We start from the raw sequence: 19,875 nt of genomic DNA, 5'->3' as shown, positions 1-19,875 counted from the left end.
AACATTGCTTCAGAAAATTGGCTGTGTATTGCGACGCAGTTTGAGATTAAAACTGGCCGCATAGTGGGGCATGAATATGCCATAGATTACTATTGCCAACAGCATCATCGACGCCGAAAACCTAACCAAGAGCAAGTAAGACTACTTGCTTAAAAAATAGCTCTACGCTACCTGTTTTATATCGAATGCCAAGTCTTCTTGCGTTCAAAAAATAGTAAAAGACTATACTAGTTTGCTGTCTGTTAGCTTTATGCAGCACCACGCTTAAATTTTCTATTTACGTCTCGTTTTTTAAGTCTCTAGTGATTTTATTGCGAATTAGAAAGTAGCTTTTTCTTTGGAATTGCTAACTTCATTTTTTTAAGTATGGCTGTCTTGATTAATAGTAGTATATTCGAACGTCTGATTTTCTTGTTATGAACTCAAAGTAAAGCAAGCCTATACGAAGCCTTTATGGAATTTGATTTTGACATTTATAGCCATTTTGTAAGTCATCATCGCATATAGTCACTTGAAGCATCCTCGCTTATCACTCATTATGTTAGTTTGGACAGGCTTTATGGAGAGGAAGTTAGTTTAAATGACCACCGAAACTCAAGTACCCGACTCATCTCTGCTTGGTGCTTATAAAAAAAATAATGCTTTTACAGATTGCTACGTCGTTCAACTCGACTTTCCCGTTGCTCTGGCCGACTTTGTTGAAGCATTTTATACAACACGTCTTTTTAAGCTTGAACGCAAGTTACTCGCACTCCTATTCGACATACCATCCAGTGACGAACAAGCGCACTTACTGTCGCAATCTATCTCAACCCATTTCAGTGCCTGGCAAGTAGAAAGCCGCACACCCCATGAAATCATCCTTGCGGCTTGGCAAACTCGCTCTTGGTTATGTGTTCAGCCCAATAAAGATGCTTCTTCAACTGAACTGTATTTTGGCTCAGCGGTGCTTCCCAGCCACCCACAAGGCAAGTTCGGTTTGCTTTTTCATTTACTAGGGGGCTTTCATCGCGTGTATTCGAAGTGCCTACTCAGCGCAACAGCTAAAAAACTGAGTACACTAAAGCAGGCAAAATAACAGAAGCCATTAACTTGGCCAACTCTTGACCATGACAAACATGAACTATTCGTCGTCTTCTTCAATAAGCTCAGTCACGGTTTTATTACCACACTTATTGCAGTCCCCTTCTATCCAAACTCGATCCTTAGAAGCAAACTCTTGAGCATCCTTCATACCAAGATCAACTTCTTGGCAATGGTTACACCAAGTTTGTTGCAATAAATCCTGCTGTTCATCTAAATCACGAGCACTGAAATCTCGCTTTATAACTTCTTCAGTCACACTTTACTCCTCAGAATTAAACTCGAAATATTCGTAGTCAGCTGAACTTTTAGCCTGTTCCATTTCCGCAGGGAAGGAAGGTTCCAAGGCCGGAATTAGGGTCGCATTTAAAGCAATAGTATTCATTAGCTTCTCCTTTTGACCATTAATCGTCAGAAGAAAATCAGCCTGTTCGTCCATCACAGCAGTAAGCTGCGCCTGCTGCACCAAGGTCATAGAAGTGAAATAGCTTTGTATTTTATCTAATTCCCCAAAAGCATTAATACCAGCAACGCGTATCTTAACTTGGTTGGTGAAATCGGCATTTTTTACCGATGCATAGCGGTTCGATAGCGCTTCTGCGATACCTATTGCAAGTTGTGTTATGAGTGGCTCTAATTGTTCGCCTTGATAACGCTCAGTTTGACTCTGGTCTGCTAGAAACAAAGTTTGACTTAAACCTTTATTAGCCTGGTAGTCCGTTAATCTAACCGTTAGCACCGCATCGGTTTGATAGCGGCGGCTTGCCGCAGCAATGGTTTCTTCAAATCCACCCCATATATCTGCTGAACTAATAGCGGCCTTGTCTACACGATCAAGTAATGGCGCGTATATAGGCACCCCATATGAAGTTACTGTCTGCGCGAGTTGGTTCAAGCGTTCAGAGGGTTGATTAGCTCCATATAGGTTACGGCCTGATTCATCTTCTACCACCAGCCAAACTAACACTGAGGGACGGTCTTCCCCCCAAATAGGCAGGCCGTTTGCCGTTAAAAAGCCATCAATAGAGGAACGATAAAAGGTCACATTCACCTGTTTACCTGGCACAAGCTCATCCCCCTGCTGTAGCAGATCTGATAAATCGATGATGGAATGCTGAGCAACCCATGATGCAGCTTGCTGGCTCGCTTGGCTCAATACCTGGCCTGAAATATCTTGCGAACGGCCAGACACTTTCGTCAGAACTTGCTTCGCAGCCGCCTGAAAAGCTTGCTGCAAAAGTCGTTGCTCTGAAGTTTGGCTAGGTAGAGTAATTTGCGCCGAATATAAGCCTTGCACCGGCACCGCTTGAGCAAGAGAAATACTCAAGAACCCCATTAACAATAAAATAATTCGAATTTTCATCATTCATCCTTCAATTATTTTGCCTATTCTACTGCCTTAAGCCCAAAGAACCATAGCCCTAATTTGTTACTATGTTAAAATGCGCTTTTTCTCGTACCAGCAAAAGGCATAGAAATGACCAAGTCGGATAAAACATCGATTAGTTATAAAGACGCAGGCGTTGATATTAATGCAGGCAACCAATTAGTTGAGCGCATTAAGGGAGTGAGTAAAAAGACTCGCCGCCCTGAGGTATTAGGTGGTCTTGGAGGCTTCGGCGCACTCACACGCCTACCTACCAAATACAAAAACCCTATTTTGGTCTCTGGTACAGATGGTGTTGGTACTAAACTTCGCCTAGCAATGGACCTAAACCAACACGACACTATTGGTATCGACTTGGTTGCTATGTGTGTAAACGATCTAGTGGTTGCTGGTGCAGAACCTCTTCTTTTCCTAGATTATTATGCAACAGGCAAACTTGATGTTGATGTTGCAGCTAATGTGGTAACAGGGATTGGCGAAGGTTGTTTACAATCTGGTTGTGCCCTAGTGGGTGGCGAAACCGCAGAAATGCCTGGTATGTACCACGATGGTGACTACGATTTAGCTGGTTTTTGTGTCGGTGTGGTTGAAGAGAGTGACATCATTGATGGTACAAAAGTAAAAGCGGGTAATACCTTGATCGCCCTCGGTTCTTCTGGACCACACTCAAACGGCTACTCTTTGATCCGTAAAATCCTAGAAGTGAGCAATGCCGACTTAAACCAAGAAATCGACGGCACACCACTAAAAGACGCACTAATGGCGCCAACTCGCATCTATGTCAAATCCATTTTAAAACTAATGGAAAACCTTCCAGTAAATGCTCTGGCGCATATTACGGGTGGTGGTTTATTAGAAAACATTCCTCGTGTGCTACCAGACAGCGCTGCCGCTTACATTGACGCCAGTAGCTGGACACGCCCTAGCATTTTCGACTGGCTACAAGAGCAAGGTAATGTTGAGCAAGAAGAAATGTACCGAGTGCTAAACTGTGGTGTTGGCATGGTGCTGTGTGTTGATAGCGATAAGGCTGAGCAAGCTATCGAGATTTTAACTCAAGAAGGTGAGGAGGCTTGGATTATCGGAGATATCCGTGAACGCCAAGGTGAACAAGACGTCATCATTTCGGATCTTGAGACCTCTGTATGACCTATCCTATCGTTGTTCTTATTTCGGGCAGCGGCAGCAACTTGCAAGCTTTGATTGATCAAAGTTTGCAAGGTAAGCTTGACGCCAACATAGTGGCTGTTATCAGTAATAAAGAAAACGCCTACGGGTTAGAAAGAGCCAAACAAGCTGGCATAGCAACTCACTTTATTGACCATAAAGGATTTGCCAGTCGTGAAGCGTTCGATACACAGTTGCAAGCAACCATCGATCAGTATCAACCCAAGCTTGTGGTGTTAGCTGGCTTTATGCGCATTCTGACGGAAGCTTTCACTCAGCATTACGAAGGTAAGATGCTCAATATCCACCCTTCTTTATTGCCCAAGTACAAAGGCTTAAACACTCATCAAAGAGCCATTGACGCAAAAGACTCCGAACATGGTGTTTCCGTTCACTTTGTTAGCCCAGAACTGGATGCGGGTGCTGTTATTATTCAAGCAAGTTGTCCTATAGAATCTGCTGACACAGCCGATACGTTAGCTAGCAAGGTTCATAAGCTCGAACATGTTATTTATCCGTTGGCGGTAAAATGGGCAAGTGAACATCGCTTGACCTACCAAGACGGTCAAGCTTTTTTGGATGGTAATCTACTCGGTGATAACGGCATATTATACGATCCGACACTGAGTTAATTTAGGAGCAGGCATGGTAACTCAGAGACATCGCAAAATACTATTAGCAAGCTGTTTATTTTCGATCTGGGCTACCTTGCCGTCCCATGCTAACACACCTACCCAAGAAGACTTCTTACCCCCTTATTCCGCAACTTACAGCACTGTCTGGAAAAAAGGCATTAGTGTAAAAGTAGAAGGCAAACAAACCCTGACTCGCCAAGCAAATGATCTGTGGGAGTTTAAATTTACGGCTGATAGTTTTATCGCTTCGTTAAAAGAGTCTTCCGTTTTTAAGGTAATCGATCATCAAATAGTCCCCGAAAAATATCGCTATGAAAGCCAAGTATTTGGCAAGAAGAAGACTGCAGAACTGACCTTTGACTGGCAAAACCAGCAAGTATTAAACGATATTAAAGACAAGCCTTGGTATTTGAGTATCCCCAAAAACACTTTAGACAAACTGTCTATTCAGTTACAAGTGAGAGAAGATCTCAAACAAGGCAAAAGAGAGTTCGACTACCGCATTGCAGATGGCGGTTATATTAAAAACTGGCGCTTTAAACGGGAAAAGCGCGAAACCATAAAAACCAGTTTGGGTCGTTTACCCACTATTAAGGTAACCCGTATCGATAACCTAGATAGTGGTAAGCGCACTTACTTCTGGTTTGCCCCAAAATACGATTATTTACTCGTTAAACTCGAACATAAGGACGATGGCGAGACTTACCGACTTGACCTAGACACACTCACTACTACCCCCTAAGCCAATTCGTGTTCGTGGTTAATGTTATAAAAGTCTGATTCCCGCTCCCAACATACAGGTACTGCGCCGCAGCACTTATAGAACCCCATTACGGCTAAGTTATCTTGAGCCAGCCAATCTATTAAAGCTGGCAAGGTAGAGCCAACAGGCAGTATCGCATGTAAAGGCTGAGCTCTTTGCAAACTTGTTAAATAGTGTATTGTGGACGGCTGCTGCCGTGCTGCGTTTATTAATGCTGCGAACGCTTGCTTCGTAATATTAGGAGTATCACAGGGGCACACCAGTAAATGGCTTGTTTGACTGGCTTGCAATGCGCGTAAAATACCAGACAAAGGCCCTTTGTTTAGATGATCTTGGTCTTGGATGGTAATAAAGCCCAAAGCATCATATTCGTCCTGATACTGGTTAGCATTCACCAAGACAGTGGTAGTAGAGTCTAGCATGGTTTGGTAAATCCACTGGACCATGGGCTTGCCCCGGTGCAGCATCAACCCCTTGTTAGCGCCTCCCATTCGGGTCGCTAAGCCACCTGCAAGAATCCCCCCCGTTAGGCTGAACGAGGCATTTTCAGATGACACTCAGTTTCCTTAATCCATGATTTGTCTCTCTTTTCCCATATGTTATCCGCCATTGCAAGACATAATGTTTGATCGTCAATGCCTCGTAACAAGCCCACAACACTCGCCAAGGTCTGACGTACGGCTTGCTCACCAAAAGGATCAATTATTACACCGCTCCAGTGCTGACGTAAACGGCTTAAACTAAGGTCATCCTTGAGGCGCTTATGGTGTTGCTCTGCTTTAGGCCAGACAGACCATTTTGCACGACCTTGCTGCCAAGTGCCCAAAGTCACTTCCCGTTCGGGGTTCACCTCAGCCTCACCATTGCCACCACGAAACACTAACACAGACTCATCTTCTAGTTTCTGGCAAGCTAATAAATGCAACTCGTCATAACCTCGATGAAACACCCCATGCACACTATGTTTAGCTGAAAAAGGGTTCATCATACGCACCACAGTATTCACCGGAGAGCGCAAACCTAATAAATACTTGAGGTCCATCAGCTCTGCCAGTTTGGCCGAAACATCCGACAAAGCAATAAAACAGAAGTTATGCTCATTAACAAGTTCACTCATTGCTCCAGGATTACCTGCTAGGGGAAGCCGTAACTCTTTTACCAGGCTATTGAGGTAAATTCGCTCTTCTCCTTCAAATTCATGCCCGTGCATCACCACCTTAATGCCGTGATTTGCTAACGCCATCGCTGCCAACAAAAACCATGGTAATTCATTGCGTTTACCTGCATAAGCAGGCCAGTCCAAATCGATGTTACTTGGCCCTTTTGAATAAGCTGCTAAATGCTCCCGAGTTGCCCGAGTGAAACCTACAGTTTCTTCTACTGTCTCTTCACGAATGCGTATCAGCATCCAGAAAGCACCGCTTTGCTCTGGCGCAACTTGGTTACTCAAAATGAGCGACATAGCGCAATAAGCTTCTTGCTCACTAAGAGTTCGTGAGCCTTTTTTGCCTCGCCCAAGAATTTTGACATATTGAGTGAATTCGTTGCTCATGCTGTTAACTCCATGATTTGAGGTAAGTATTGTTTTAACTCTGGTATACAAGAACCGCAATTGGTTCCGCACTTAAGCTTAGAGCCGAGCCCTTCAACGCTGCTTTCCCCAGCTGCAATAGCTTGCTCTATTTGTTTACTGCCAATTTGAAAACACGAACAGACAATGGTTCCCTTATCTTCCACATCAGCGGGCAGCCCTGCTAACAAAGCAAGTCGCTCTAATTTCGCAATGGTCTGTCCTATTTGCATTTTCGACTGCAACCAATCCATAGAAAGCGAGACAGGTTGAGTGTCTAAATACAGTAAAGCACGCAACTGATCATCTTCAACATAGGCCATACGTTCTTGATCAGTAGTGGGATTTTGGTACTTCAACCATGCAGTATCTTCAAATTCTTGCGGTCCTATTTGCTCTGCTATTAATGCACGTAGTGTTTGTGAATCAACGTCATTTGACCAAGCCAATTGATAATAAAAGCCATGCTCAGTTGGAATCCGGCACCAATATTTGGCTTCTTTGAAATGTACAGGCTGATGGCTTAACAAAAATCCATACGTTAGGTTCTCTACAGGCAGTAGGTTTACCCGCCCATGTTTAGACTCTGGTTGACCAGATAAAGGGTCAACAATAGGAGCAATTAGATTGGACACCACCGCAGCACTGGCAAACTGTTGTGTCCAGTGAATAGGGGCAAAAAGCTCCCCTCGAGAAACTTTCGGGGATATACGTGCACGTAAATACACTTCGCCACGCTTAGAAAACACCTTAACTATGCCACCAGCTACTATGTTTAAACGACGAGCATCATCAGGATGCAGTTCCACATAGGGCTGGTCCGTATGCTTAGCCAACGAACCCGCATCCCCTGTGCGTGTCATGGTATGCCACTGGTCACGCACGCGCCCCGTATTTAAAATAAAAGGCATGTGGGGCGAAGTACCTTGTTGAGGTAATTTTGGGGTCACTGGAATGAAATTAGCTTTACTATTGGCCGTGTAGAAACGGCCATTTTCGAACATGCGTTTCGTGCCTTGTGGCTGCCCCTTTGGTACAGGCCACTGAACTGGAGACAAATTGTTATACTCTGTCAGTGACAGATCACTTAGTTCGCCTATATCAAAATCCCGTCGGCCGTTGTTTTCATAAGCAGATAGCGCGGCATGCTCTACAAAAATGTCCCTTGGGTGAGAGTAATCAAAGGCTTTCGTGAAGCCCAGTGCTTGACCCACTTGGCTAATGGCCCACCAATCATGTTTGGCTTCTCCAGGAGCCGGAAGCAACCCACGCTGCCTTGAAATACGCCGTTCAGAGTTAGTAACTGTGCCATCTTTTTCACTCCAACCTGTTGCAGGCAACAATATATCCGCCATAGCTGTCGTATCAGTATGTGCTTTGCAATCACTCACAATCACTAGCTCGCACTGCTCTAACGCACGCCTTACCTGTGCTGTATCGGGCAAACTGACCATGGGATTCGTCGACATAATCCATACGACCTTGACCTTACCTGCTTCTATGGCTTGAAACAGATCCACGGCTTTTAGCCCGTTCTCACTGGCCATTTTCGGAGCCTGCCAAAAGTGCCCGACTAAATCTTGTGCGCCAGGGGTAGCAAAATCCATATGAGCCGCTAGCTGGTTAGCCAAGCCACCCACCTCTCTCCCACCCATCGCATTCGGTTGGCCGGTAATGGAAAATGGGCCAGCTCCAATTTTACCAATACGGCCCGTCGCCAAATGACAATTGATAATGGCATTACATTTATCCACTCCCGATGACGACTGATTGACCCCCTGGGAATAAAAGCTAATAGTCTTAGGTGTGTTTTGCCACCAGTTAGCTAGCTGTTGCAAATCTTTTGAAGACACACCGCAAAAGTCAGCGGTGGCCATTAAAGAAGGGGTCGCAGCCTGAGCTGCTGCTAGAGCTTGATCAAATTGGTTGGTATGCTCATCAACGTAGTTTTGATCTAACGCACCACTTTGCACTGTATCAACAAGCAAATAAGAAAATACCGCAGCATCTGTGCCCGGTTTAATCGCCAAATGAAGGTCAGCAATATCACAAGTGGCTGTTTCTCTAGGATCAATTACCACCACTTTCATATTAGGTCTTTTCTGTTTGGCAGCACTAATACGCTGATACAGTATTGGATGCGTCCAAGCGGCATTGGAGCCTACCATAATAAGTAAGTCACACTCTTCAAGGTCTTCATAACAGCAGGGCACGGTGTCAGAGCCAAATGCGCGCTTATAGCCCACCACTGCAGAAGCCATGCACAAACGAGAATTGGTATCCACATTAGCAGTGCCTATGAAGCCTTTAGCCAACTTGTTAGCCACATAATAGTCTTCCGTTAAGATCTGACCCGACAAATAAAACGCAAAGGCATCAGCCCCATGATCCGCCACCACTTGTTGTATTTTGTTGGCTATGCCTTCAATGGCTTGATTCCAGCTGACTTGTCGGCCACCTATTGATGGGTGCAATAACCTGTCATCACTGTGAAGAGTTTGGCTTAGACTACTACCTTTTACACATAACTTGCCAAAGTTAGCTGGGTGGCTTTCATCACCTTCAACAGGAGGCACAGGAGCCCCCGTAGGGACAGTGACCTTGACGCCACAGCCAACACCACAATATGGACAGGTTGTTTTTTGACTCATTGTTGTCATAAGTACTTCCTTGCAACAAAAAAAGCCCAATGTCCTTGTGAAAGGACATTGGGCTTCGTTGCCGATTTAGTATTCTCTGTTATGAATCGCCTTTGATTCAGTTAATCAAAGAAATGCAATAAACAAGCCAACAAATAGCTAGATACATATCGCTTTTTGGTTGTTTATCCTACTTTAATGGGCCAAATAGGTGCTAATTTCTCAGTTATGCACTATGAAAAAGCCCTACCTCAGGTAGCAATGTAGACTTGCTCTCCTTCTACTTTTATAGGCCATGTTTTCAGCTGGTAGTCTTCTTCAACGCACTCGCCACTATCCAATAAAAAGTGCTGCTTATATAGAGGGCTAGCAACCGACCACTGGCCCGCTAAGTGAGTCACTAGACCACGAGATAAAACGTTTGCTTTCCCAATGGGGTCCCAATTAGACACGGCAAACACCTGCTGTTCATTGTCAGGGACATAGAACAAAGCGACTTGTTCACCAGCGACCATAGCTGCTACCCCAGCCTCTACGATAAGGTCATTCTTAGTACACAATAATTGCCATTGCATGGTTTGCTCTCCTATCCTACTTTTGCAATTAACTCGAGTTTTTCAGACTCAGTTGCAGGGCGTATTTGATCTCTTTCTTGCACAAAGACCACATTGTCATCTTTACCTTCGTAGTTAACAAACTGGCGGAAGCTCTTCAGGGCTTGTTCATTCTCTAACGTGGTTTTCCACTCACATTGGAAGGTGTCAACAATCAAGGCCATTTGGCGTTCAAGCTCATCACCAATACTTAGCCTATCTTCAATCACCACCTCTTTTAGATAATCCAGCCCACCTTCTAAACTCTCCATCCAAACAGAGGTTCGCTGCAAACGATCTGCTGTCTTGGTGTAGAACATTAATATTCTGTCTATATATCGAATTAGGGTGTCATCATCTAAATCATTAGCAAACAAATCCGCATGGCGCGGTTTCATTCCACCATTACCGCACACATAAAGGTTCCAGCCCCCTTCTGTTGCAATCACACCAATGTCTTTACTTTGTGCTTCCGCACACTCACGAGTACAACCTGAAACGGCGAATTTAATTTTATGAGGGGATCTTAACCCCTTATAACGATTCTCCAATTTGATAGCCATGCCCATACTGTCATTTACCCCATACCGACACCAGGTGCTACCAACACAAGATTTTACCGTTCGTAACGACTTACCATAGGCTTGGCCTGTCTCAAAGCCAGCGTCAATCAACTTACCCCAAATTTCAGGCAGCTGATTTAAAGTTGCCCCAAATAAGTCGATTCGTTGCCCCCCTGTAATCTTGGTGTATAAACCATAATCTTTTGCTACTTCCCCTAATACAATCAGCCTCTCAGGTGTGATCTCACCGCCAGGAATACGTGGCACAATGGAATATGTACCATCTTTTTGCATGTTGGCGAGAAAGCGGTCATTGGTATCTTGTAGGCTGATATGCTCTTCTTTAAGTACATATTCATTCCAGACACTAGCAAGAATGGAACCCGCAGCCGGCTTACATATTTCACAACCATGTCCTTTACCATGCTTTTCAAGCAGCTCGGCAAAGGTTTTAATACCTTCCATTTTGACGATGTTATACAAATCTTGTCGAGTGTAAGCAAAGTGTTCACAAATGTCGGTGCTGACTTCCACACCTAATGATAAGAGCTCATTATCCACTACTTTTTTCAACAAGGCGGCACAACCACCACAACCTGTAGCCGCCTTAGTAGAGGATTTAACATCGCCTACTGACAGACAACCAGAAGCAACAGCATCACTAATATCTTGCTTAGTAACATTATGACAACTACAAATAGAAGCAGTGGCCGGTAAACTTTCCACCCCTAACGCCGCTGGGGCACCATCCATACTCGGTAAGATAAGACTTTGGGCTTGTTTGGGGAGCTCTATTCCATTGAGATAATATTGCAAAAGCGAATCGTAGAATGAGTTATCGCCTACTAGTACGGCACCTAATAACTTGCTGCCGTCTTCCGATACCACCATTTTCCTGTAGGCTTGACTTATTTCATCTTGATAAACAAATATTTTACAGCCTTGGGTCTGGCCATGTGCATCACCGATGGATCCTACATCACAACCTAATAGCTTGAGCTTGGTACTCATATCAGCACCTGTAAAGCTTTCGGCGGTATTGGCATCAAGTAGGTGCTTAGCCGCAATTTTGGCCATGGTATAACCTGGGGCAACCAAGCCAAAAATACGATTATTCCAAAGAGCACATTCGCCAATGGCATATATATCGCTGTCACTGGTCAAACACTGATTATCTATCACAATGCCACCACGCTCACCCAATGCCAAACCTGATTGTTTTGCCAAAGCGTCTTGCGGTCTGATTCCTGCAGAAAATAAAATCAAATCGGTTTCTAAGTAGGAGCCATCCGCAAAATTCATGCGATGCACGTGTTCTTCACCCGCCACGATTTCTTTCGTTGCGGTATCTGTGTAGACTTTTACTTCAAGGTCTTCAATCATCTCCTTGAGTACAGAGCCTCCCTTTTCATCTAACTGCACCGGCATGAGACGCGGAGCAAATTCCACCACACTGGTTTCTAAGCCCAAACTTTTCAAAGCATTTGCTGCTTCAAGCCCGAGTAAGCCACCACCCACCACGGTGCCTTTTTTGACCTGCTTAGCACACGCTTGAATGGCATCTAGGTCCTCTAAGGTACGGTAAACAAAGGTATTGTCTCTTTCATGGCCAGGAATAGGAGGAACAAAAGGATAGGAACCCGTTGCCAGTACCAGCTTATCGTATGAAAGACTGTCCCCCTGGGCCAACTGCAATGATTTCTCACTGGTATTAATGGCAACAACCCGGCTGTTAGTAAAATAACGAACACCGTTATCATCGTACAAACTGCCATCTGTCATCGCTAAGTCTGCAGCACCTTTACCGGTAAAGTACTCACTAAGATGGACACGGTCGTAAGCAAGGTGTGGCTCTTCCCCAAATACGCTAATTTGATATAACTCATGGCCACCTTGAGCGATAAGCTGCTCTACAAAATGGTGACCCACCATGCCATTACCAACGACCACAACATGCGGTTTAACGGTATTGAAAGAAGTTGTGTTTTCCATGATATATCCTCTAGTGCTAACACTCGCCATAAGGCAATCTAATCACTATATTTTGTAGTTATGCGACTTTTGCTTGGCAGTAGGCCTCGCCAAAAATCAGTACATCTAACATATGTGAGACACGAGTTTGATTATGAATTAGCTGACTAAACCAGCTACCATCGGCGACGTTGCCATAAAGAATTGCGCCCACCAGCACGCCATCGTTGACGACCAGTTTGCGATAATGATTGGCACAGGTGTCCTGTAAATCAATACATTGATCACCTGTACTTGGGTGAACTCGCCCTACCGAATAGAGGTCCACTCCTGACACTTTTAATTTGGTTGCAACCGCTTCAATGGCAAAGCGATCTGTTTGACCCTGCAGAATGTTTAATAACACTTTTATCTGCGTCCATATTGGTGCTACCAACCCAAATGTTTGCCCAGCAAACTCACTGCATTCCCCTAACGCATAAATATGAGGGTCAGAGGTAAGCATGGTGTGGTCAATACAAATGGCTTGATTAACCTTTAAACCAGCTTGTTTTGCCAAACTTATTTGCGGGCGAATACCCGCGGCCATAATCACGTGATCACAGGGTATTTGCTGACCATTTGGCAAAACACAGTGGGTTACTAATCCAGACTCATCTTGCTTTAACTGCTCAGGAGAGGCGGATAATTGGAACTGCACACCCATTGACTCTAATTTTTTCTGCAATAACCGTGCCGAGGCCTGATCTAACTGACGATTCAAAAGCCATTCAGAGCGATGAAAAACCGTCACTTTTTGCCCTTGTTTTGCTAACCCTACTGCGGCTTCTAAACCAAGCAATCCCCCACCAATAACGGCTACAGCATGTTCCATGCTAAAATTTTGCATCCGCTCAACGTCATGCCAGTTACGAAACCCCATGACATTTGGCGCCTGACTACCTGGCAAAGGAATAATGCTGGCATCGGATCCTGTGGCCAGAATCAGCGTGTCATACTCCACACGCGAACCGCTTTTTAAGTAAAGACTTTTTGTGACTCGGTCAATGCGCTCAACTGGGTCATTAGCAATAATGTGAGCACCAACAGCTTGCATCGAGGCCACCTCAACCAAAGCCATTTGTTGCTCACTTATTTCACCCGCTAACAGACTTGATAGCATAATACGGTTGTAACCAACCTGAGGCTCTTTACCGATGAGGGTTACTTCATAGCGATCGGCGGACTGCTTTAATAACTCATCGGCAAACTTACTGCCAGCCATGCCAGCACCCACAATGACCAGTTTCTGTTTGGCTTCCATTGCATCAGCCTCTAAGCCGTTTCACGGGCTTGATTGGTTGATGTAGTGGCGCTTTTAGCCACACTAATAGGCTCTACTTTACGCTGTTTTTCATATAAGAAACGCAACACTTGAGTTCGATAATCAACGTATTTCGGGTCATTCGCTAGAGCAAGACGATCTCTAGGGCGCTCTAAATCAACCTCTAAAATTTCCCCAACTGTAGCTGCTGGACCATTACTCATCATGACGATTCGATCCGATAACAACACCGCTTCATCCACATCATGGGTAATCATAATGACGGTGTTATTTAAGTCCTTTTGAATTTCCATCAAAGAATCTTGTAAGTGGGCTCTGGTCAGTGCATCAAGAGCACCAAAAGGTTCATCCATTAAGAGTACGCTCGGCTCCATGGCAAGAGCTCGGGCAATGCCCACTCTTTGCTTCATCCCGCCTGAGATTTCATCAGGGCGTTTATCTGCAGCATGCGTCATGTGTACTAGCTCAAGGTTATGCATAATCCAATCATGCATTTCTTGCTTCGATTTGGTTTTCTTAAATACCTGCTTAACGGCCAATTCAACGTTTTGATAAGCCGTTAGCCAAGGCAACAAGGAATGGTTTTGAAACACGACAGCTCGTTCTGGTCCTGGGCCTCTCACTTCTTTACCGTCCAACAATATACCGCCTTCTGTTGCTTCATAAATGCCTGCAACAATATTCAATACTGTGGATTTACCGCAACCTGAATGGCCAATAAGCGACACAAATTCCCCTTTGGCGATTTTTAAATCTACACCGTCTAAGGCTTTAAAAGGCCCTTTAGGAGTAGGAAACTCAATGGATACTTTACTGATATTTAAATGAGTGCTCATTTACCTTCTCCTATTAGCGTAATACTTGTGTTTTATCCCAAGACACATAGCGCTGAACAATCAGCATAACTCGGTCTAATAGGAATCCGATGAAACCTATCATTAATACCGCCACCATGATGCGCCCAAGAGAATTAGAACTGCCGTTTTGAAACTCGTCCCAAACGAACTTCCCTAAACCAGGGTTTTGAGCAAGCATTTCAGCTGCAATTAAAACCATCCAAGCGATGCCCAGAGATAAACGCAAACCGGTAAACATCAATGGAATGGAAGATGGGATAACTATTTTCATAACATGAGTTAGCCAACCAAGCTGTAACACTTTTGAGACATTCAAAAGGTCTTTTTCTACCGCTGCGACACCAACTGCGGTATTAATTAACGTTGGCCACATGCAACATAAAGTCACGGTAAACATGGAAGTTAAAAAAGACTTAGAAAACATCGGATCATCCGTTACATAAGTCGCACTCACAACCATGGTGACTAGCGGCAACCAAGCAAGTGGCGATACAGGCTTAAAGACTTGGATTACCGGGTTCAGCGCACTGTAGATAGAGGAATTTAAGCCAATTAAAATACCCACTGGAATGGCAATTAATGTTGCTAAGCCAAAGCCTGCCAAGACGGTATATAGACTGGTAAAAATTTGATCGAAAAACGTCGGTTTACCCGTGTATTCGCGTATCTTTGCCACGTAACTGGGGTCTTTTGCCTGACGATCTGCAATACGTTTTTCTTGGCGTTCATAAAAGCTGGTTTCTTTATTTCGCTCTCTTTGGTGATCTGCTACTAGGCTATTCCACTGTTCAAGCACCACTACAGGGCCAGGAAATTTTCCTAATGAAGTATCTACCTTACTGGCTCCCACTTGCCAAAGCAGCATAAAAGCCAAAATACCAAATAATGGAAACAAAAGAGCTTTTGTAGATAAGCGGCCTAAAAGGTTTTTTACGGCTGCTATTGGGGCATTGGATTCTGTCATAGTCTTTACCTTCTAAATCGCTTAAAACATGGCGCTAAGGCCGACTCCCTGTCGGCCTCATAGGGGTTAAATTTGCTCATCACCCTTCAAACCGATAGTGAACTTTTTGAGATACTCATTTGGATAACGTCCGTCGTAAGACACACCATCGATAAACTCTTTTTGTTCTGGTTTAAAACCATCTTCAGTGGCAAAATCAGGAAACTCAGAGGCTTCCATGTAACCATCTTCAATTAAAGACTCAGCTGCTTGGGCATAAATGTCTGGGCGATAAACATCTTTGGCGGTTTTCATGTACCAATCGTCAGATTTAGGCTCAGCAATCTGCCCCCAACGACGCATTTGCGTTAAATACCAGATAGCATCACTGTAGTATGGATAAGTGGCGTTATGACGGAAGAAAACGTTGAAGTCAGGGATTTCACGCTTGTCGCCCTTCTCATATTCGAAGGTGCCAGTCATGCTGTTGGCAATAACATCGTAGTCTGCCCCTACGTATTCACTACGAGAAAGAATTTCAACCGCCTCTGGTCGGTTAGCATTATTGTTTTCATCCAACCATTTGGCAGCACGTATCATGGCTTTCACGACACGAATGTGAGTAATTGGGTTTTCATCGGCCCAACCTTTACTAACACCAAACACTTTTTCTGGGTTATTTTTCCAAATTTCGTAATCGGTAATGACAGGAACACCAATACCTTTAAATACTGCTTGCTGGTTCCAAGGCTCACCTACGCAGTATCCCATGATAGTGCCCGCTTCCATTGTGGCAGGCATTTGTGGTGGCGGGGTTACAGATAAAAAGGCGTCGGCATTAAGTTGGCCACTGGTATCGCCCTTATGAGGAGCGTAGTAGCCTGGGTGTATTCCCCCTGCCGCTAACCAGTACCTAAGCTCATAGTTGTGGGTAGAAACAGGGAATACCATGCCCATGTTGAATGGCTTGCCTTCTTCCTTATAACTATCCACCACCGGCTTTAAAGCGCTAGCACTAATAGGGTGCACAGGCTTACCGTCAGCGTCGTTAGGAATGTTCTTTTTCATTTGCTGCCAAACGTCATTGGATACGGTAATACCATTACCGTTTAAGTCCATACTAAACGCTGTAACAATGTGAGCTTTTGTACCATAGCCAATGGTGGCACCCAGTGGCTGGCCCGCCAACATGTGCGCCCCATCCAATTGACCATCGATCACACGGTCCAATAACACTTTCCAGTTAGCTTGCGCTTCTAATGTGACATACAGCCCTTCGTCTTCGAAGTAGCCATTTTCATAGGCAATGGCAAGGGGTGCCATATCCGTCAATTTAATAAAGCCAAACTTCAACTCTTCTTTTTCAGCATAACCAAGTTCTGCGTACACTGAGGCGGAAGATAAAATCGCGGTTGCGATCAAGGACGCACCTAGTAGCGGACTTTGAACCGACCATTTAGGTAAAGGTAACAAGGCTTTCAATTTCATGGTTTAGCTCCGTAACTGACGATAAAAACAAAAAAGGCGCATGCTAATGTGAAATCACATTCGCAGGCGCCTTTGCCAAAACTTATCCCTAACACTGGGAAAAGAAAATATATTGTTTATAGGCAGCTTTGCCTAAAGTTAACTAAGTTAATACAGTTTTCATGCCAAAAAACATAAAACATTGAAATATATAGATTTTCACAGAAAATCATTTCTTTTTTGATTTAATTCAAACCAATTTTGCACACTTTAGACTCATTTTTAATCACTCGTGCACTCAAAACTGGAACCCTTTCAGTATGCCTTCTTTCGATAAGGTAACACGGCCTGATGCCACATCTTCAAGCCAGCTTCTTTCTTGCTGCGGGCTTAATACAGTGAAACCCTGCTGAGTTGGTTCAATTCCTAAAGCACTAAAATACAAGTCTTGCCTGAATACCCGAACAATGAACTGATTTAACTCTGAAGCACCTTTTAACTGTTGCCAGCGGTACATTTGCCCCATTAACCACAAGCCATAACTGGGCAGGGGAATATTAATCTGCGACCCAGAAAACACTTGATAGGCTTCCATTGGCCAATCGAATTCTCCCTGAGGTTTAATCTCCGCAAAGCCGTATCTAAGTTTATCGACCGTCGTGTTTAAATAGTCTGAGTGACTTAATAATGACAACAACTGGTTTTGATTGGCCTTATCGTCAACCCAATGACAAGCTCGGTTAAGCGCTCTTATAACACCTTCATGGGCAGGCCTATTATGCTGAGCCCATTCACTGTTAACACCAAACACTTTTTCTGGAGTACTACCCCAAATCTCATAGCCGGTCACCAACATGTGACCCACTCCTTGCTCCACCGCTAAACTATTCCAAGGCTCCCCAACGCAATAACCATCAATCTCTCCAGATTTTAAATAGTCGATCATTTGCGTGGGAGTCGCGACAATAATCTGTACGTCTGAATCAGGATTAATGGATGCTCTTGATAACCACTCTCTGAGTTGATAATGATGAGACGAGTAACTATAAACAACGGCAAAGCGCAGTGGCGTTTGATGCCCTGTTCTATTTACAAGCAACCGTTTTAATGCACTGCCATCACGTATGTCTTGGTGGCTATGAGCCAGCTTAGACAGCTTTTCATACAAGTTATTTGAAACCGTAATTCCGTTACCATTGTGACTGACAACAAAGCTGGTTTGCATCGGTATTTTTATACTACCAAGCCCTAAGCTTGCCGCTATGGGGAGCGACGCCAGCATATGGGCACCGTCTAATATGTTGAATGCCACTTTATCTCGCACACTGGCCCAGGAGGCTTCTTTAGATAAAATGACATTAAGCCCTTCTTCTTCAAAAAAGCCTTGCTCCTTTGCCACTACAAAAGGTGCGCAATCAATCAATGGCAAAAAGCCAATTTTGACGGTTTCTGTTTGTGTGGGGTCAGTCATGGCTACTTCCCCCCATTAGATCCATGACAGAGATAATATTGCGTGCAACATCTGTCATTCGCTGACTTCTGTCCATTGCCAGCTTTCTTAATGCTTTATAAGCCGTTGGCTCATCACACCCTTGATGCTTCATAATGAGTCCTTTTGCCTTTTCTATCAGTTTTCTATCTTCTAGTTGCGTTTTTACAGATTCAAGCTCCAGCCTAAGGGCGTGAAATTCACGAAAGCGCGCAATTGCCACCTGTAAAAGAGATTTGACACTGCCTGTTTTTAGCCCATCAACCACATAGGCACTAACACCTGCACGGATCGCTGCTTCAATAGAAGAGGAGTCCTCTTCTTCTGCAAACATCACAATAGGTCGAGGATTGTCTTGAGTAAGGCGAGACATGTGCTCTAGCATATCTCGGTCGGGAGATTCGATATCGATAATGACAACATCAGGCTGGGACTCTGCCACCGCCTTTGATAGGTTATCAGCATTATCGATTCTTCGAATAACACGATAACCAGAGTCTTTCATAGCACGCTCAACTATGGCTGCCCGAGCTGGTTCATTATCCACCAGCATTACGGTTACTTCTTCATTGTCCGGACGAGTCATCTTTTGCCTTCGCATTCAAACACGTATACGCTCCAGCAAAAATCGAGCCAACCAATTGAATTTAAAGGAAGTAAGTTAATTCAAGCACTAGCAGGGGAAGGTTAAAAGGCGACAAAAGTGCACTGCACCTTTGTCGGTCGCTTTAATGAACGGAATGAGATTTTTGCACCAAAAGAGCCAAAGAGAGCCGATCTTTGGTATTCGTTTTCTTAAAAATTGCGGACACATGCGCTTTCACGGTGCGCTCTGTAATCCCCATCTCACTGGCAATTTGCTTGTTCGTCAAACCACTTGATATGTGATTTGCCACATCATTTTCTTTTTCAGACAAACCGTCTATTTCAGCATAATCGCTGGCAGACTCATATACATTGGAAGTCTGCTGAATCAATTGCTGAATAAATTCTTTGCCACCCCAAATCTCGCCCGAATCAATAACAGACAACACCAAAGCTAATTGCTCCCGCCCTATATAAGGAGAGCATTGCCCGTTAACACCACTTGCAAGGAGTGTTAGTGCGGCCTGTTGACTACGGCGATTAGGGAACGCTACCAGTTTTATTTTAGGGTAAGCTTGGCGCAGCTTAACAAGCTCCATGACATGTTCAGAAAACGCCTTATGTTCTAAAAACACAAAACAATACTCAAACTGTGCCACGCCAGATTCAAGCAATTTACGGGTATCATTAGCATCCTTTGTTCTAACCAAAGAATAATGCGAATTTACTACTTGATTCCAGTGTCGCCACACTGCTTCATCTGTATTCCAGCACAAAATCTTCAAATCAATATCGCCTTAATTCCACTACTTTTATTATTCTACTCAAAATCCAAGAGC

Annotated in this window: 18 protein-coding genes; 4 read left to right on the top strand and 14 right to left on the bottom strand. The window is 44.2% G+C overall.

Annotated features, from left to right (window positions below; genetic code table 11):
• Window positions 1–580: 580 nt before the first annotated feature.
• Window positions 581–1,078, top strand: coding sequence for a hypothetical protein (locus ACYVGZ_RS03600; RefSeq protein ID WP_460751341.1), 498 nt, complete (start codon window positions 581–583; stop codon window positions 1,076–1,078).
• Window positions 1,079–1,123: 45 nt separating this feature from the next.
• Here ACYVGZ_RS03600 and ACYVGZ_RS03595 read toward each other — a convergent pair whose 3' ends face one another.
• Both ACYVGZ_RS03595 and ACYVGZ_RS03590 read right to left on the bottom strand, forming a co-directional pair.
• Entirely contained in the window at window positions 1,124–1,342 is a 219-nt protein-coding gene (locus ACYVGZ_RS03595; RefSeq protein WP_460751338.1) for a hypothetical protein, read from the bottom strand.
• A 3-nt stretch (window positions 1,343–1,345) separates the two neighbouring features.
• Window positions 1,346–2,449, bottom strand: a complete 1,104-nt coding sequence (locus ACYVGZ_RS03590; RefSeq protein WP_460751335.1) for a DUF2066 domain-containing protein — start codon at window positions 2,447–2,449, stop codon at window positions 1,346–1,348.
• Between the two features lie 111 nt (window positions 2,450–2,560).
• On the opposite strand from ACYVGZ_RS03590, the gene purM reads away from it, so the two are divergent.
• From purM to ACYVGZ_RS03575, 3 genes are read left to right on the top strand one after another with little or no spacing between them, the layout of a single operon-like run.
• Complete coding sequence (purM, locus tag ACYVGZ_RS03585; protein WP_460751333.1) at window positions 2,561–3,619, top strand: phosphoribosylformylglycinamidine cyclo-ligase; 1,059 nt, start codon at window positions 2,561–2,563, stop codon at window positions 3,617–3,619.
• Window positions 3,616–4,269 carry a phosphoribosylglycinamide formyltransferase gene (gene purN / locus ACYVGZ_RS03580; RefSeq protein ID WP_460751330.1) on the top strand — a complete coding sequence of 218 codons (654 nt, stop codon included), beginning with the start codon at window positions 3,616–3,618 and terminating at the stop codon, window positions 4,267–4,269. The genes purM and purN overlap by 4 nt, the downstream gene beginning before the upstream one ends.
• Window positions 4,270–4,282: 13 nt before the next feature.
• Window positions 4,283–5,014, top strand: a complete 732-nt coding sequence (locus ACYVGZ_RS03575) for a DUF3108 domain-containing protein (protein ID WP_460751327.1) — start codon at window positions 4,283–4,285, stop codon at window positions 5,012–5,014.
• Here the strand turns inward: ACYVGZ_RS03575 and mobA are convergent.
• The 12 genes from mobA to ACYVGZ_RS03515 form a co-directional block, all read right to left on the bottom strand.
• Entirely contained in the window at window positions 5,011–5,592 is a 582-nt protein-coding gene (gene mobA, locus ACYVGZ_RS03570; protein ID WP_460751324.1) for a molybdenum cofactor guanylyltransferase, read from the bottom strand. The two genes, ACYVGZ_RS03575 and mobA, sit on opposite strands and share 4 nt — an antisense overlap.
• Window positions 5,562–6,587: a glycosyl transferase family protein gene (locus tag ACYVGZ_RS03565; protein ID WP_460751321.1), complete on the bottom strand. Its 1,026-nt coding sequence runs from the start codon at window positions 6,585–6,587 to the stop codon at window positions 5,562–5,564. The genes mobA and ACYVGZ_RS03565 overlap by 31 nt, the downstream gene beginning before the upstream one ends.
• Window positions 6,584–9,265: a nitrate reductase gene (locus tag ACYVGZ_RS03560; RefSeq protein WP_460751318.1), complete on the bottom strand. Its 2,682-nt coding sequence runs from the start codon at window positions 9,263–9,265 to the stop codon at window positions 6,584–6,586. Before ACYVGZ_RS03560 ends, ACYVGZ_RS03565 begins: the two co-directional genes overlap by 4 nt.
• A gap of 230 nt (window positions 9,266–9,495) precedes the next feature.
• Window positions 9,496–9,819, bottom strand: a complete 324-nt coding sequence (gene nirD / locus ACYVGZ_RS03555; protein ID WP_460751315.1) for a nitrite reductase small subunit NirD — start codon at window positions 9,817–9,819, stop codon at window positions 9,496–9,498.
• Window positions 9,820–9,830: 11 nt separating this feature from the next.
• Window positions 9,831–12,392: a nitrite reductase large subunit NirB gene (nirB, locus tag ACYVGZ_RS03550; protein ID WP_460751312.1), complete on the bottom strand. Its 2,562-nt coding sequence runs from the start codon at window positions 12,390–12,392 to the stop codon at window positions 9,831–9,833.
• 58 nt (window positions 12,393–12,450) lie between these two features.
• A complete protein-coding gene (locus ACYVGZ_RS03545) occupies window positions 12,451–13,674 on the bottom strand; it encodes an NAD(P)/FAD-dependent oxidoreductase (protein ID WP_460751310.1) in 1,224 nt (407 codons plus the stop codon).
• A gap of 11 nt (window positions 13,675–13,685) precedes the next feature.
• Window positions 13,686–14,531 (bottom strand): ABC transporter ATP-binding protein, encoded by an 846-nt coding sequence (locus tag ACYVGZ_RS03540; RefSeq protein ID WP_460751307.1) that lies wholly within the window; start codon window positions 14,529–14,531, stop codon window positions 13,686–13,688.
• A gap of 13 nt (window positions 14,532–14,544) precedes the next feature.
• Window positions 14,545–15,516 (bottom strand): ABC transporter permease, encoded by a 972-nt coding sequence (locus ACYVGZ_RS03535; protein ID WP_460751304.1) that lies wholly within the window; start codon window positions 15,514–15,516, stop codon window positions 14,545–14,547.
• A gap of 66 nt (window positions 15,517–15,582) precedes the next feature.
• Window positions 15,583–16,983 (bottom strand): CmpA/NrtA family ABC transporter substrate-binding protein, encoded by a 1,401-nt coding sequence (locus ACYVGZ_RS03530; protein WP_460751301.1) that lies wholly within the window; start codon window positions 16,981–16,983, stop codon window positions 15,583–15,585.
• Window positions 16,984–17,260: 277 nt separating this feature from the next.
• The gene (locus tag ACYVGZ_RS03525; protein ID WP_460751297.1) at window positions 17,261–18,433 is read right to left on the bottom strand and encodes a CmpA/NrtA family ABC transporter substrate-binding protein; all 1,173 of its coding nucleotides are present in this window, start codon (window positions 18,431–18,433) and stop codon (window positions 17,261–17,263) included.
• Window positions 18,426–19,037 (bottom strand): ANTAR domain-containing response regulator, encoded by a 612-nt coding sequence (locus tag ACYVGZ_RS03520; RefSeq protein WP_460751294.1) that lies wholly within the window; start codon window positions 19,035–19,037, stop codon window positions 18,426–18,428. The genes ACYVGZ_RS03525 and ACYVGZ_RS03520 overlap by 8 nt, the downstream gene beginning before the upstream one ends.
• A 142-nt stretch (window positions 19,038–19,179) precedes the next feature.
• Window positions 19,180–19,821, bottom strand: coding sequence for a response regulator transcription factor (locus ACYVGZ_RS03515; protein WP_460751289.1), 642 nt, complete (start codon window positions 19,819–19,821; stop codon window positions 19,180–19,182).
• Window positions 19,822–19,875 lie beyond the last annotated feature (54 nt).

This window comes from Marinomonas epiphytica, from assembly GCF_054780655.1.
Note: the sequence above shows the minus strand (reverse complement) of the source record. Positions and strands in the feature narration are given on the sequence as shown.

What these genes read in the sequence shown, in the direction of transcription:
- ACYVGZ_RS03600 (WP_460751341.1), top strand. Translation starts at nt 581, where the DNA reads ATGACCACCGAAACTCAAGTACCCGACTCATCTCTGCTTGGTGCTTAT.
- ACYVGZ_RS03590 (WP_460751335.1), bottom strand. Translation starts at nt 2,449, where the DNA reads ATGATGAAAATTCGAATTATTTTATTGTTAATGGGGTTCTTGAGTATT.
- purM (WP_460751333.1), top strand. Translation starts at nt 2,561, where the DNA reads ATGACCAAGTCGGATAAAACATCGATTAGTTATAAAGACGCAGGCGTT.
- purN (WP_460751330.1), top strand. Translation starts at nt 3,616, where the DNA reads ATGACCTATCCTATCGTTGTTCTTATTTCGGGCAGCGGCAGCAACTTG.
- ACYVGZ_RS03575 (WP_460751327.1), top strand. Translation starts at nt 4,283, where the DNA reads ATGGTAACTCAGAGACATCGCAAAATACTATTAGCAAGCTGTTTATTT.
- ACYVGZ_RS03565 (WP_460751321.1), bottom strand. Translation starts at nt 6,587, where the DNA reads ATGAGCAACGAATTCACTCAATATGTCAAAATTCTTGGGCGAGGCAAA.
- ACYVGZ_RS03560 (WP_460751318.1), bottom strand. Translation starts at nt 9,265, where the DNA reads ATGACAACAATGAGTCAAAAAACAACCTGTCCATATTGTGGTGTTGGC.
- nirD (WP_460751315.1), bottom strand. Translation starts at nt 9,819, where the DNA reads ATGCAATGGCAATTATTGTGTACTAAGAATGACCTTATCGTAGAGGCT.
- nirB (WP_460751312.1), bottom strand. Translation starts at nt 12,392, where the DNA reads ATGGAAAACACAACTTCTTTCAATACCGTTAAACCGCATGTTGTGGTC.
- ACYVGZ_RS03545 (WP_460751310.1), bottom strand. Translation starts at nt 13,674, where the DNA reads ATGGAAGCCAAACAGAAACTGGTCATTGTGGGTGCTGGCATGGCTGGC.
- ACYVGZ_RS03540 (WP_460751307.1), bottom strand. Translation starts at nt 14,531, where the DNA reads ATGAGCACTCATTTAAATATCAGTAAAGTATCCATTGAGTTTCCTACT.
- ACYVGZ_RS03535 (WP_460751304.1), bottom strand. Translation starts at nt 15,516, where the DNA reads ATGACAGAATCCAATGCCCCAATAGCAGCCGTAAAAAACCTTTTAGGC.
- ACYVGZ_RS03530 (WP_460751301.1), bottom strand. Translation starts at nt 16,983, where the DNA reads ATGAAATTGAAAGCCTTGTTACCTTTACCTAAATGGTCGGTTCAAAGT.
- ACYVGZ_RS03525 (WP_460751297.1), bottom strand. Translation starts at nt 18,433, where the DNA reads ATGACTGACCCCACACAAACAGAAACCGTCAAAATTGGCTTTTTGCCA.
- ACYVGZ_RS03520 (WP_460751294.1), bottom strand. Translation starts at nt 19,037, where the DNA reads ATGACTCGTCCGGACAATGAAGAAGTAACCGTAATGCTGGTGGATAAT.